Raw genomic sequence first — 13,085 nt, forward strand, 5'->3', positions numbered from 1 at the left:
GGCCATCCTTTGTAGTGAATGCCTAACGCCCGCGTTTGCGGCTGATTTGGAGCGCAGCGGACAGCCAGTCCGGCAACATGCGCTGTTAGGTTTCATTGTAACCTAATTATGCTTAATCCCAGCAATCACAATCTTCACCACAGCCGCCTGGCATATAGCAATTGGGATCGACCGGCGGTGAGCTTAAATCTTTTGCCTGATAGGGAGTGCGTGAAGAACCGCCAATTAATTTAGAATTCTCCCAAGAGTAAATCACGCCGACATCGCGAATATTACAATGATAGCAATGCATTTCCCAACTAAATTTCTCATAGAGAAAGTCGTAAACACGCTCTCTCATCTCCATTGGGGTTACATAAAACCATTCAGAAAGTCTGCCAGAGGTTTCATGTGGTATACAGTCGTATAGGCCGCTCAAAAAATCCTTTACTGAACCTTCTATTAAAGACACTTTTTTAGCGTCTACCTCGTCTTTTATTTTGAAAGCACAGAAGAGGGTATAGAAAGGATTTTGGCTTCCACTTGCCCTTGTTCCCAGTAGGCTAGTAGTTAAGCCAATTTTGGCTATTTTGGGGCGATGGATATCAGTTCCAATGTAAATCCAGTTTTCCGTTGAATTTTCTTGCCTGAGTCTTTCTTGCTCAAGCGACTCTGTTTTATAGTCATACCCAAAAGCGTGGCTAGGCATTTCAACCTCTAAACGTTTGACTATGCATGGTGCCAATAAGCTGTATTCACCAAAGAAACCTAACATTTGTTAAGGGGGCGGGCTTTAGCCCGTCCCAGTGAGCGAAGCGAGCGATTTGAACCAGATGTTGGGCGGCAATTCACAGTCACCAATCCATATCCGCAGATTGACACCACTGGGCAACTAGGTACTCCGCTAAGCTTTCCATTTCTTCACATGATTGCATTGCTCTGGCGTATGTTCCATCGGCCGCCATTGTCAAAATAGCCGGTAAGTTGGTTCGTTGAAGGTAGATTCTTGCCGGCTCACGCGCATCACTCCACAGATACTCCATAAAATTCAGTATGACTTGAATGGCCGCAGGGTCTTTCACTGTGCTCGGGCCTGTAAGGGAAAATTTTCGCGATCCCCGCATATGAGGTAAAAGCACAGGAGCAGCTCCCGCTCCAGAGTGAAAGGTAAAGGCCTCTCCTTGTTTTCCGAACGACCCATGCGCAACAAAGTTTCGATGCTGTCTTCTTATCTCAGTAAGATCGTCGTAGAAACGCTTTGAAGTAGGCTCCTGAAGGTCAAAGATGGCTTTGAATTTATTGGCCCAGTCAGTGCTGGCAAGAGATGCAACCTCGCTCCCTGTGCCAATTTTTCCTTGGAGGATTGCGAGATGAATAAATACATGCTCGGTGAAACTGAAAAATGCATCGATAACCGAGCTCGCTAGCCAAGCGGATTTTTCTGTGAGTGTATATGGTTCTGAAAAGTAACCATTCCAACTTGAAATACGCTCCTCAAGTGAAAGTTTTTTCCTGCGCTCTTCCTCTCTTTGAATCTCGCCAACTATTTTTTTATATTCCCCCAGAAAGTACTGAAAGCGCTGGTAAAGTTCACCAGTATGGTTATTAACATTGAGTTTAGAGCCATTGACAGCGCTCTCTGCACGCCACTCGAAGTACGGGCGTGCCGCCTTTGTGGCCTTTTGAATACGTGCTGCGATCTCTGCTGCTTCTGTCTCGTGTGCCTGTGGATTATCTACAAAGATACCAAGTCCCATCTTTCTATGTTCGATGAGATAAGCCTTCCCTTTGTAATCTATGGGGACAGACCAAGCCAGCTTTTCGAACTGGCCAAGATTTTTAAATTTTAGGAGATCGACCAATAGAAAATATACAAGGTAATACGGAGGAAGCTTGCGGCCAGCATCAGTGCGTTGTGCGGAAAAAAGAAGATTCTGCGGGGCTTCTGTCGATTCTCCGGTGGGGCGGATCGGCGCAATGGCGCTTTCGGCTGCGGCTCTGACACGCTCGAGATTATCTGGCAGATTCACGTTTTTATCGTCCGACTATAAGTAGGCGACAAAGGTGGCGAAATTGATTACGCCACTTATGTCGCATAACGTTCCCTGCCCCTGCGTAACCCCTTGATCCCATTAAGTTGAACGTCTGAAACGTGGCAATGAATCATGGAGCGGACGCGACAAGACCTCTTCCGAGGCTACGTAATCGTTAAGGGGTGTGTCTATGGTCGGGTATCGATTAACCGCTCCAACCTGTGAGCGTCCGCTCCTGGCCGATAGCCGCAACTCAGTGACTGCTTGACGTATACCCTAACCAGACACCCCAAACCCCCGTCCGAAACTGTCTGGATAGGGTCGATTTTCCAGTAATTTGGCATCTGTCCGGCTGCTTATAAAATCTCAGTCATACACATTTCGCTGGGAAGGCAATATGCACGGACAACGGATCGGCTACATACGGGTTAGTACGCTCGACCAGAACCCTGATCGGCAACTCGAAGGCGTTCAGGTGAGCAAGGTGTTCATCGACAAAGCCTCCGGCAAGGACACACAGCGACCGCAGCTCGAAGCGTTGCTCAGTTACGTGCGCGAGGGTGACACGTTGGTCGTGCACAGCATGGATCGCCTGGCTCGTAATCTCGATGACTTGCGGCGCATGGTGCATCAGCTCACCGGGCGGGGAGTGCGCATCGAGTTCGTGAAGGAATCGCTGGCGTTCACCGGGGAGGATTCGCCAATGTCCAACCTACTGCTTTCAGTCATGGGGGCGTTCGCGGAATTCGAGCGTGCTTTGATTCGTGAGCGCCAACGCGAGGGTATTTCCCTGGCGAAACAGCGCGGAGTCTATCGAGGGAGGAAAAAAGCGCTGAGTGACAGCCGGCTCGAAGAGCTACGGCGTCGTGTTGAAGCGCGCGAACCGAAAGCCGCGCTGGCTCGCGAGTTCGGCATCAGCCGGGCCACACTCTATGAGTATCTGCGGGCTCCGGCGTAGCGAGTACAACCCTATCCTTGGTAGGGAAAAGCCTCCCATCCAGAGAAGAGCTTGGGCCCAGCACTTGGTGTCGTACCAAGCGAGACTGCCTTTGTGTTGGGCGCGTTCGAGCACGGCTTGTAGTCTTGTCGCGCCCATAGCTTCGATCTTGCTCAAGTTAGTGCCACTATCTACACCCGCGTTTGTTTGCGCGGCAAGTTAGCTCTTTCAAAGTTAGAGATGGCGGTAAGCCCGGCATCTAGTGCTTAGGGCGCTATACACATAGCCTTTGGATTGGTAAGCGGACTGCGGATGGGCTCTTCAAGAATGGTGAAAAACTCAGACTTGATCTTGCGTAGAAGCGTCGAACGCAAACTTTGGTACATGTCCGACGGTAGCCGAACCGAGCTGACACAAAGCGCCCTGCATGCGCGCACCGAGCCGCTGGTAATTCTCGGTGAGGCCGGGATGGGGAAGTCTCATTTGCTCGAATGGCTTGCAAGCTTTCCGGGTTATGCACTGTGCAAGGCTCGTCAGCTCATCAATCGTCATGAGCCAAGAACATTGCTTGGCGAAGCCGAGATTTTAGTGATTGATGCGCTTGATGAGGTGAGCACACATAAGGACGGCGATGCCGTCGATCTTGTGCTACGTCAGCTCGGCAAACTGAGCTACCCCCGATTTGTTCTTTCGTGCCGTGTAGCAGATTGGCGCAGCGCCACCGGATGCGAGGCTATTCGCGAACAGTATCAGGACGCTCCCCTCGAGCTGCATCTCCAGCCTTTAAGTGAGGATGATGCCGCTACGTTCCTAAGCGCTACGCTCGGGCCAGAGTTAGCCAATGTAGTAGTGGAGCATTTTGTATCACGTGGGCTGGAGGGATTGCTCGGTAATCCGCAGACTCTTGAACTTATCGCTCAAGTAGCAGGGACGGGGAAGCTGCCTGAGACGCGTAGCGAACTTTATGGCCGCGCGATAGAGATTTTGCGGGTCGAGCATCGGGATGCAAAGGCCGATGATCAACTCGCTCAAGAGACAGGGCTTGACGCCGTTGGCGCGGCGTTTGCCGGCTTGATTCTAACAGGCTCTGAGACCATCGTCCGATCATCTGCAGCTAACACAGCCGAAGGGGAGTTACAGCTCGCGGATGCTGTTTGTCTTCCAGGCGGGGCACACATAAAAGCTATGCTTGGCACACGGCTGTTTAAGGCTGATGGTGCCGACCGATTCAGCTATACGCATCGGCGTCTTGGTGAATACCTTGGTGCTCGATGGCTTGCGAAGCACGCAGACACCCCGCACAAACGTAGGCGTCTTTTCTCGCTGTTTCACTGCTATGGACTCGTACCGGCAAGTCTACGCGGTATCCACGCATGGCTTGCCCGGGATCCTGCGCTTGCCCATGCGGTGATCGCTGCTGATCCGATGGGTGTGATCGAATATGGAGATGCAGACGATCTTACGGTCGATCAGGCTCGCTCACTAATCAGTGCGCTGGAGCTGCTAGCAGCTAAAAATCCTCGCTTTTGCGATTGGGGCCCTTACTCGTTGCGCGGCATCGTACGGGCCGAGCTAATAGACGAAATACAGAGGCTGATCACCGAGCGGCAGACACCGTTCCGCTTACGGCTCCTTGTGCTTGAGGCTATCAGCGGACAAAGAACCGCTTTAGCGCTGGAGGACGATCTGCTGAGAATAGTCCTTGAGCCACAAGAATTTTTCGCGGTCCGAAGAGCGGCCGGAGAAGCGATTGCCGGCCTCGATTGCAACAGCGACTGGCCAGCCCTCCTTCGTGCCTTACACGACTTCGGCGACGAGCTTTCGACTCGATTGGCCATCGAATTGGCACACGAGGTCGGCTATGAACGGCTCGACGACACTCTGCTGGTCGATCTCGTGGTTAATTACGCCCGAAATGACGGTCGTACGGTTGGTGTCTTGATGGGGCTGGAAAGATACCTTCCGGAGCACAGGATCGCCGGCGTGCTTGATCAATTGGCTGTAAGGATGCAGGCGCTTGGTGACCGGTACGAACGCATCGGCAATGACACGCTAACAGGCTTTGCGTATCACCTAGCAGCTCGTGCTGTTGCAGCTGGTGGTGTTAGCCCTGAGAGGCTTTGGGCTTGGTTAGAGCCATACGATTTCGATGTTGGGTATCGCCGAGAGTCTCGTCAGCAGCTAGATGTCCTCATTCGGAGCGATGATCGCCTTCGCCGATCCATACAGCGGCAAGTACTGCTTGAGCTGCCCAGCCAGCACAGTCCTTGGGAGCTAGCTTGGCGGTTGAAGGAGCGGCTGCCCGCGCTCTGGCCGACTGCCGCGGATGTAGTCGCGTTACTTGAAGCGCTGGATCCTCTCGATCAAGACGACGAACGTTGGCGTGATGTTATTCAGCTCACTCAGCATAGCGACGAGCTAGGTGCCGATGCTCGTATGGCAGCGAGACCCTTCGCGGCGAATCGCCCTGATCAATTAGAGTGGATCGACAAGCTTGCCACGCCCGTTGTACCCGAATGGCAGATCAAGCAGGCTGAACAAGAGCGCGTCCGACTAGAGGAGCAAGCTGCTGCGCACGCTAAGCACCGTAAATACTATGCGGTTCGTATTGATCGGATGCGTGCAGGGGAGTACGGCACAATCATTGTTCCCGCCAAAGTCTATCTCAATTTTTTTTATGACGTGGGACCAGAAGTGCCCGCCCATGAGCGCGTCTCGCAATGGCTTGGAAATGATATCGGCATCGCCGCGCATATGGGATTCGAAGCTTTTTTAAGGGTCGATCCTCCGACACTCACAGCGCGGGACATTGCGGCGAGCCTTGCGCAAGGTAAGAGCTACCAAGATGGGTATATCTTGATTGCCGCGCTCGCCGAGCGCATGCGAAAAGGCGTAGGGTTTGACGATCTGGCGGATGAGCGCTTGATGGCGGGTCTGTTCGAACTACGCCATAGCTGTATCGAAGATCACGCAGGAATCGTCGGGCTCAGAGAGGCAATCGAGGCCGCTGTTCAGGCTCGCGGTATCTGGGCGGAAGCGATGCGGCTTTACCATGAGCCTCAATTTCAGGCGCGGCGAGAATCTGTAGACGGCCTCTACGCACTTTTGAGAGACGAAGCTCATTCTGAGCTTGCCACTGACTTAGCTGCTGATTGGCTTGTGCGTTTTCCAGATGTTCCGGCCGGCCCAGAAACAGAATTGATCGATCGGGTACTCCGCTCAGGACGATTCGAAACATTACGGCGTGCCGCGGCCGATCGTACAGGGCTCACCGACGACGAGCGGCGGCGAACTTGGGATGCAGTTGGGCTGATCGTTGATTTTGAGCAGACTGTAACGCGGCTTGAGACGTTGCCGATCGAACCAGAGTTGCTTTGGCATATACGGCACCGAGCTGGAGGGCGCTTCAACGAAGGTGCCAACATTCCACTTAGTGCTGAGCAACTTGAATGGATCATCAAGACTTTCCGCCTGCTTTGGCCGATGAAAGACCGTCCTAATATGACCTCTTGCGGTGATACAAATCCTTGGAATGCTAGTGAGCATATAGTCCATCTCATTCGCCGTCTGGGTAACGACGCCAGCGAGGGCGCTGTCGCTGCGTTGAGACGCTTGATGAATGCGGCCACTGACAGCTACTCCGAATCGATCAGGATTGTTTTTGCCGAACAAGCACGCATTGGTGTTGAAGCTGCTTATACCCCTCCCAGGCTTGAAGCGATTGGTGCAATTGCCCGTAATCTCCCTCCTGTATCAGCCGCAGATCTGCAAGCGCTCGTGCTTGAGGAGCTGTTGATCGCCCAAGCGAAGATCAAGAGCGACGACGCCGAATCATGGCGCGGCTTCTATGACGACAACGGTCTGCCATTCGAGGAGGAGCGCTGTAGGGATCATCTACTCGGCCTGCTTCGCCAAGGACATACAGGGATCACGTTCGATCCAGAGGCTCATGTTGCCGCCGACAAGGAGGTCGATATCGCTTGCTCAGTAGGTGCACTGCGGATGCCAATCGAGGTGAAGGGGCAGTGGCATGCAGAGCTCTGGAAGGGTGCAGATGTACAGCTAGACGGTCTCTACACTCGTGATTGGAGAGCGGAGGGACGAGGCATCTATCTTGTCCTCTGGTTTGGCGACCAGAAGAAGCCGAGTAAGAAACTTAAGAGTCTTGGCCGAGGGGCAACGCAGCCACGGTCAGCGGAAGAGCTTAGGCATATGCTCATCGGCACGAGCAAATCGGCATGTGAAGGACGCGTTGCGGTTTTCGTACTCGATCTAGCGCGGAGTTGAGCTGCGATCCTCCTGGCCTTCGCCGCGGCGACAGCGGCGACAGCGGCGACATGGCTGATAGGTTGCGGGTGTAACGCGTAGCGACAGGCTTGCGACAGATGGCGACAACTTCCGATCGTTAGAGTCTGTCGCCAGGTGTCGCAATCACGTCGCCAGTCCTTCCTCTTTGCACCTCGGGTGTAGTCGCCAGTGTCGCCGCTGTCGCCATTGGGTTGATACGGAACTGTCTGCCGTCGCTGCTCAGGAGGTAGTGATGCTTTACCAATACGGCCAGCAGCTTGTCACGTAGGGCTGCGCTTTGGCGGGCGAAGCGTGGCCCTTCCCGCTGCAAAGCGCGCGCCTCGAAGGCAATCCAGCCCTTGGCGCATAACCAGTCGAACAAGCGTTGCGCCTGTATCAGGTGAGGTTCCGCCTTGGCTGGGCTGCACAACCGCAGCGCCTCGGCTAAATACCAGCGCACCAGGGTTGCAGCACGCTCAACGATTGGTTGGGTTATAGCGGCTGTCTCCTCGATGATGGCCAGCACGCCAGCGATGCGCAGCACATTTTCCGCGCCTTTGGCTGCGGTTGGCTTGATCTCTTGTAGGTCGCCGCCCTTGCCGAGTTCGGCTTCGATTTCGTCGTGGGTGGCGATCCATGCAGCGAGGGCTCCATGCTCCAAGGGGAGGGCTGGTGGCGACAGTTGGCCGGCATGGTCAATCGGTAGCGAGAGCGATAGCAGGTTGGCCATGCACTGCCAATAGCGCACCAGGCGAGAATCTTTCTCCGGCTCTGAGTTGCGGTAGAAGCGAGTGCCTGCAAGTGACTGGGGCCAAGCCACTAGGAAGCGCGCGAGAAAGCCTTGTCCTTGCAACACTGGGCTGGATAGCACCTCTTGCGCGACTATTGGCTGAATCATCATGTGTAGGCTCAGTCGGCAACCGCTACGGGCAGCGCTTTCGCCCTCTGCCGCGCGAGTTCGGGCGATAGTTGCACCATCCCATAGCTTGGATAATCCAGCAGCGGTCTTGAGCAGGTTCTCGGGCCGGCTTGCATGCCCACCGAAGAATTGCCCACCCTCATCGCTGAATAACCCTTGGGAAGGGTGGCCGTGCAGTAAAGACTTTTGCAGACCCTCCAGAGTCGGCTCCTCGGCAAGGATAAAGGGCAACGGCGGCGGTGCCGGCTCTTCCAGTTTGGCCAGTTCGCCAGCCACAGCCTCAGGTATGCCCTTGGTCTTATCCAGTATCAGTTCGCGACAGCGCTGGTAGGCGTCACGGTTGTCGCGATAGTCCTTTTTCTCTGTTTTATAACTGTCCAGCAATTGGCGTTGCCGATCATGGTGGGCACTTAGTGCTAGGCGGTCTGCTGCGCTTTTTCGGTCGCCCGACTCCGCAACCGTCAAGGCAAATAGGGAAAGCGGAATACGTTGTCCGGCGCGCTGGACGTTGGCGTGTGCCTGGGCTGACATCGCAGAGGCAGCGAGTACAGATTGTGCGGCAAGCGCGTCGGGAACCTGTACGGCTTCGATGATGGCGGCGACTGCGCCACCTAGCAGGTCGCCGAGCGCCTCGATGGGGTAGCGCAACGCGGTTTCCAGAGCAGGCTGAAGCGGTACTGGTGTTGGGAAAGTTGTCGATTCGGTCAAAAAGGCAGCGGTCATGCGATGACCTCCTGGTGCAGGCGCAGGTCATAGTTTTTTGGGGGCTGGTAGCAACACTAGTGTCAGCGAATCAGTCGCGCGTGTTGGCCAGCAAAGCTTTCCGAGCTGGTTGGCGGCTACCGTCACCCATGCCGCAATCATCGTCCTGATGCAGCGTTAACGGATATGCGGGCTAACCGGCAGATAGGCGCTCAGCGGATGAGGCTTACAGCTTGCTCAACCTGCTCGCGGTTCCATAGCAGCCGTCGACCCAAGCGACATGGCTGGGGGAAGCCGGTGATATCTCGGCGCAGGCGCCAAAGGGTGGTTTGGCTGCAGCGCAGTAGCTGACATAGTTCAGCGTTGGTCAGGAAGGGAGGGTGTTGCATGGCTTGTGCTCCTCGGTTGTCTGGAAACACTGTGCCGTTTCGTGAAATCGATTTGGGCGCTAATTCGACCACTTTGTTGTAGGTTTAAGTTTTGACGGGTAACCACTTTTGACGGTATCGGGTTAACGGCTGCGACGTTAGACCGATGCGCTTTTGGGCCCTAGGCGCCATCCTTGTGATGGCCAATTCAAAGCAGTCATCGGAGAGTGTTGAGCAAAGTGTTGAGCAGAAACGAAAAAGGCCCACCTTGCGGTGAGCCTAAGTCGTTGATCTATATGGTGCCGGCACCAGGAGTCGAACCCGGGACCTACTGATTACAAGTCAGTTGCTCTACCAGCTGAGCTATACCGGCAAGTGAGGGTCGCCATTATATCCATTGCGGGCGGCGAGTAAACCGTTAGCTGACGGTCACTTGCGCCGGCTTATTCAGGCCGCTTCACATTTGCGCGTTATCGGTAGCGCTCGGCCAGCAGGAGGATGTTGCGCGGCGTCAGTTCGCTGGGGCAGAAGGTGCCGAGGCGCACGCGGTAGCCGTGCTCCTCCAGCAGCAGGACGCGGTCGAGCAGTAGCCAGAGTTCCAGCGGGCGGCGGAACAGGCCGCGTACCAGTTCGAGATTGCGTACCTCGGCGAGGCGTTGCCAGCCGGCCCGCTCCAGTGCGGCCCAGTCCTGTTCTCCCGGGTCGGGCAGTTGCTTGAGCGCGGCCAGGTCGCGGCAGTAGTCGGCGAAGTCCTTCTTCAGCCAGGCGCTCGGCAGCGAGGGCATCGGCAGATAGTCGTCCTGCTGGCGCAGGCGCCGCTGCAGCAGATCGAAGCCCAGCCGCCAGGCCATCGACTGGTCGCGATTGCGCCGTTCGCGCGCGCCGGCGGTGACCGTCTCGCTCAGCGGCAAGCCGAGGTCGTCGCGGCTGAGTTGCAGCGCCGTGGCCCGGCCGGCTTCGGAGAGCGGCACGTAGATTTCGTCCTGGGTGCGGTTGTAACAGCAGGGGGCGATCGCGAGCTGGCGACAGCCCTTGGCAACGCTCAGGCGCAGCAGGCGTACATGCAGATCACCGCAGGCGTGCAGCGCGACGGGGGTGTGCGTGGCCTGTAGCTGCTCGCCGGCATCAGTTGCGAGCACGTCCTGGCAGCGGTGCCGGGCCGGGATGCCGAGCCGCTCGCTCATATGCGCACCTGCCTGCACCAGCGTTTCATCCCATTCCAGGCAGGTCAGCGCGGCGCCATTGCGGGCGAGATAGCGACCGAGATGGCCCTTGCCGGCACACCAGTCCAGCCAGTGCGTCGGCGCTTCGGCGAACCGTAGGCGGGCGCCGAAGGCCTGGATCTGCAGGGCCTTGCGGCCCGGCACGTCGACGGCGTGGCGATGGTCCATGGTTGGCGATTCGCCGGCGGGAAGCGCGTCGAGGTGGCTCAGTCGGTCGGCGAGGTCCGCCAGTTCAGCAAAAGGCGCGGGTGCGCCGAGTGTCGTTGGCTGGTTGTGTACGGCCTCGGCATCGGCCAGCGAGCGGCTTCGCAGCCAGGCGGCCAGTTCGGGGTGCTCGGCTTCCCATGGCAGCGTTTGGCAGACGAACGGCCGCGGCCGCCAGAGCGACTGGTGCGCAGTGAGGAAGCGGTCCAGCGCCTGGAAGCGCTCGAGCAGGTTGGGGGCGGCGGACATTGGCGGGGCGGGCTATGACAGGCGCCGATTGTAGCGGGAGCGCCCGCCATAAAGCACAACGCCCGTCGAGGACGGGCGTTGTGGTCGCAATTACTGGCCGTAGACCTGTTCCGGCAGCCAGGTAACGATTCCTGGCCACATGTAGGCCACTACCAGCATGCCGATCTGGATCGCGATGAACGGCAGCACGCCCTTGTACATCACGCTGGTCGGTACGCTGCGGGGTGTGACACCGCGCAGGTAGAACAGCGAGAAGCCAAACGGCGGGGTGAGGAACGACGTCTGCAAGTTGATGGCGAACATCACGCCGAGCCAGACCGGATCCAGGCCCATGGCGAGCAGGATCGGGCCGACGATGGGCACGACCACGAAGATGATCTCGATGAAGTCGAGGATGAAGCCGAGCAGGAAGATGACCAGCATTACCACCAGGAAGGCGCCGAGCACGCCGCCGGGCAGCGAGTGTAGGGCGTCCTCGATCAACGCTTCACCACCGAAGCCGCGGAACACCAGGGAGAACAGCGAGGCGCCGATGAGGATCAGGAACACCATCGAGGTGATCTCTGTGGTGCCGAAGGCGACCTGCTTGAGCTGGGCGAAATTCAGCTGGCCCTTGGCAATCGACAGGAAGGTCGCGCCCAGTGCACCGATCGCCGCGGCCTCGGTCGGGGTGGCATAGCCCGCCAGAATCGAGCCGAGCACGGCGGTGATCAGCGCCAGCGGTGGCAGCAGCGCACCGATCAGCTTGCCCCATTCGATCGGCCCCAGTTCTTCCTGCGGCAAGGCGGGCAGCTTCTTCGGCTGGAAGATCGCCACGGCGATGAGGTAGAGGATGTACATGCCGACCAGCACGAGGCCGGGAATCAGCGCGCCGACGAACAGGTCACCGACCGAAACGGTCTTTGGCGAGAAGATGCCCATCTTCAGCTGTGCCTGCTGGAAGGCGCTGGACATCACGTCGCCGAGCAGAACCAAGATGATCGAAGGCGGAATGATCTGGCCGAGGGTGCCGGTGGCGGCGAGGGTGCCGGTAGCGATGGCCGGGTCGTAGCCGCGACGCAGCATGGTCGGCAGCGCCAGCAGGCCCATGGTGACCACGGTGGCACCGACGATGCCGGTGCTCGCGGCGAGCAGCGCGCCGACCACGCAGACCGATATCGCTAGGCCGCCACGCAGGGTGCCGAACAGTCGCGACATCGATTCCAGCAGATCTTCGGCAACGCGCGATTTCTCCAGCATCACGCCCATGAAGACGAACAGCGGCACGGCCAGCATCGTCTGGTTGTTCATGATGCCGAAGATGCGGTTCGGTAACGCGTGCAGGTAACCCACGTCGAACGAGCCGGTGACCACGCCGATGCCGGCGAACAGCAGTGCCATGCCACCAAGGGTGAAGGCGACCGGGTAACCCGACATCAGGGCGAAGCAGATGCTGATGAACAGCAGGATGGCCATGATCTCACCCATGCTTCACCTCCTGCTCTGCTTCAGGCAGGCGACCGGCCAGGCGGTAGCCGGCCTTGATCAGATCGGAGATGCCCTGCAGGGCGAGGCTGGCGACCAGGAGCAGAATGATGCTCTTCTGCAGGTAGACGAACTTGAGCCCGCCGGACTCGTTGGAGCCCTCGTAGGTCGCCCAGGAACTGCTGACGTAATCCCAGCTGTTCCAGCCGAGAAACAGGCACACCGGCAGCAGGAACAGCAGATGGCCGAGGCCATCGACGGCGGTCTGCCGGCGGCTGCTGAATTTCTGATAGAAGATGTCGACGCGGACGTGGCCGTTGCGTTGCAGGGTCCAGGCGGCGGCGCCCATGAACACCAACGCATGGCCGTACATCACCGCTTCCTGCAGGGCGATTGCGCCGATGCCGAAGCCATAGCGCAGTACCACCACGATGGCGGTGCCAATGACGAGAAACAGGGTGATCCAGGCACATAGCTGGCCGAGGCGCATGTTGAACGCATCGATGAGGCCAGCCACGCGCAGCAGGGGCGGGGGGCTCTGGGACATTGGTAGTCCTTCTTAGTAGACGCAAGGTTGGCGGGAGGGTCGATTCTTGCAGCACTGGCGCGTTGCAGCAATCGGCCTACGACTTTTAGCTTATGCGCTAGGCTTGAGGCGCCGGAGGCTCTAATGTTAGTCGAGCCCGAAGTGGCGTATGCATTTCCGGCGCAGGTTTCGCC

Annotated in this window: 9 protein-coding genes and 1 tRNA gene; 2 read left to right on the plus strand and 8 right to left on the minus strand. The window is 57.4% G+C overall.

The features are described from left to right. Positions 1–112: 112 nt before the first annotated feature. Positions 113–688 (minus strand): hypothetical protein, encoded by a 576-nt coding sequence (locus tag OUY36_RS01670; protein WP_267936431.1) that lies wholly within the window; start codon positions 686–688, stop codon positions 113–115. 145 nt (positions 689–833) lie between these two features. Beyond that, positions 834–2,009, minus strand: coding sequence for a hypothetical protein (locus OUY36_RS01675; RefSeq protein ID WP_267936433.1), 1,176 nt, complete (start codon positions 2,007–2,009; stop codon positions 834–836). Between the two features lie 400 nt (positions 2,010–2,409). Here OUY36_RS01675 and OUY36_RS01680 point away from each other — a divergent pair, with 400 nt between their 5' ends. After that, positions 2,410–2,970 (plus strand): recombinase family protein, encoded by a 561-nt coding sequence (locus tag OUY36_RS01680; RefSeq protein WP_267936436.1) that lies wholly within the window; start codon positions 2,410–2,412, stop codon positions 2,968–2,970. A 363-nt stretch (positions 2,971–3,333) separates the two neighbouring features. Then, the gene (locus OUY36_RS01685) at positions 3,334–7,236 is read left to right on the plus strand and encodes an NACHT domain-containing protein (RefSeq protein WP_267936439.1); all 3,903 of its coding nucleotides are present in this window, start codon (positions 3,334–3,336) and stop codon (positions 7,234–7,236) included. A 118-nt stretch (positions 7,237–7,354) separates the two neighbouring features. Here the strand turns inward: OUY36_RS01685 and OUY36_RS01690 are convergent, their stop codons facing one another. From OUY36_RS01690 to OUY36_RS01710, 6 genes are all read right to left on the minus strand, one after another. Further along, positions 7,355–8,878 (minus strand): YfjI family protein, encoded by a 1,524-nt coding sequence (locus OUY36_RS01690; RefSeq protein WP_267936441.1) that lies wholly within the window; start codon positions 8,876–8,878, stop codon positions 7,355–7,357. A gap of 191 nt (positions 8,879–9,069) precedes the next feature. Next, positions 9,070–9,246, minus strand: a complete 177-nt coding sequence (locus tag OUY36_RS22015) for a helix-turn-helix transcriptional regulator (RefSeq protein ID WP_436785042.1) — start codon at positions 9,244–9,246, stop codon at positions 9,070–9,072. Between the two features lie 276 nt (positions 9,247–9,522). After that, positions 9,523–9,598, minus strand: a tRNA-Thr gene (locus tag OUY36_RS01695). Positions 9,599–9,695: 97 nt separating this feature from the next. Next, complete coding sequence (locus OUY36_RS01700; protein ID WP_267936443.1) at positions 9,696–10,901, minus strand: methyltransferase; 1,206 nt, start codon at positions 10,899–10,901, stop codon at positions 9,696–9,698. Between the two features lie 90 nt (positions 10,902–10,991). Continuing rightward, positions 10,992–12,368: a TRAP transporter large permease gene (locus OUY36_RS01705; RefSeq protein ID WP_063541534.1), complete on the minus strand. Its 1,377-nt coding sequence runs from the start codon at positions 12,366–12,368 to the stop codon at positions 10,992–10,994. Further along, positions 12,361–12,912 carry a TRAP transporter small permease subunit gene (locus tag OUY36_RS01710; protein ID WP_102839392.1) on the minus strand — a complete coding sequence of 184 codons (552 nt, stop codon included), beginning with the start codon at positions 12,910–12,912 and terminating at the stop codon, positions 12,361–12,363. The genes OUY36_RS01705 and OUY36_RS01710 overlap by 8 nt, the downstream gene beginning before the upstream one ends. Positions 12,913–13,085 lie beyond the last annotated feature (173 nt).

The sequence above is a fragment of the Stutzerimonas sp. R40042 genome (assembly GCF_026642215.1).
GTDB lineage: Bacteria > Pseudomonadota > Gammaproteobacteria > Pseudomonadales > Pseudomonadaceae > Stutzerimonas > Stutzerimonas frequens.

Bases quoted from the DNA above. Each gene is read 5' to 3' on its own strand.
- OUY36_RS01670 (WP_267936431.1), bottom strand. From the start codon at position 688: ATGCCTAGCCACGCTTTTGGGTATGACTATAAAACAGAGTCGCTTGAG.
- OUY36_RS01680 (WP_267936436.1), top strand. From the start codon at position 2,410: ATGCACGGACAACGGATCGGCTACATACGGGTTAGTACGCTCGACCAG.
- OUY36_RS01685 (WP_267936439.1), top strand. From the start codon at position 3,334: ATGTCCGACGGTAGCCGAACCGAGCTGACACAAAGCGCCCTGCATGCG.
- OUY36_RS01690 (WP_267936441.1), bottom strand. From the start codon at position 8,878: ATGACCGCTGCCTTTTTGACCGAATCGACAACTTTCCCAACACCAGTA.
- OUY36_RS22015 (WP_436785042.1), bottom strand. From the start codon at position 9,246: ATGCAACACCCTCCCTTCCTGACCAACGCTGAACTATGTCAGCTACTG.
- OUY36_RS01700 (WP_267936443.1), bottom strand. From the start codon at position 10,901: ATGTCCGCCGCCCCCAACCTGCTCGAGCGCTTCCAGGCGCTGGACCGC.
- OUY36_RS01705 (WP_063541534.1), bottom strand. From the start codon at position 12,368: ATGGGTGAGATCATGGCCATCCTGCTGTTCATCAGCATCTGCTTCGCC.
- OUY36_RS01710 (WP_102839392.1), bottom strand. From the start codon at position 12,912: ATGTCCCAGAGCCCCCCGCCCCTGCTGCGCGTGGCTGGCCTCATCGAT.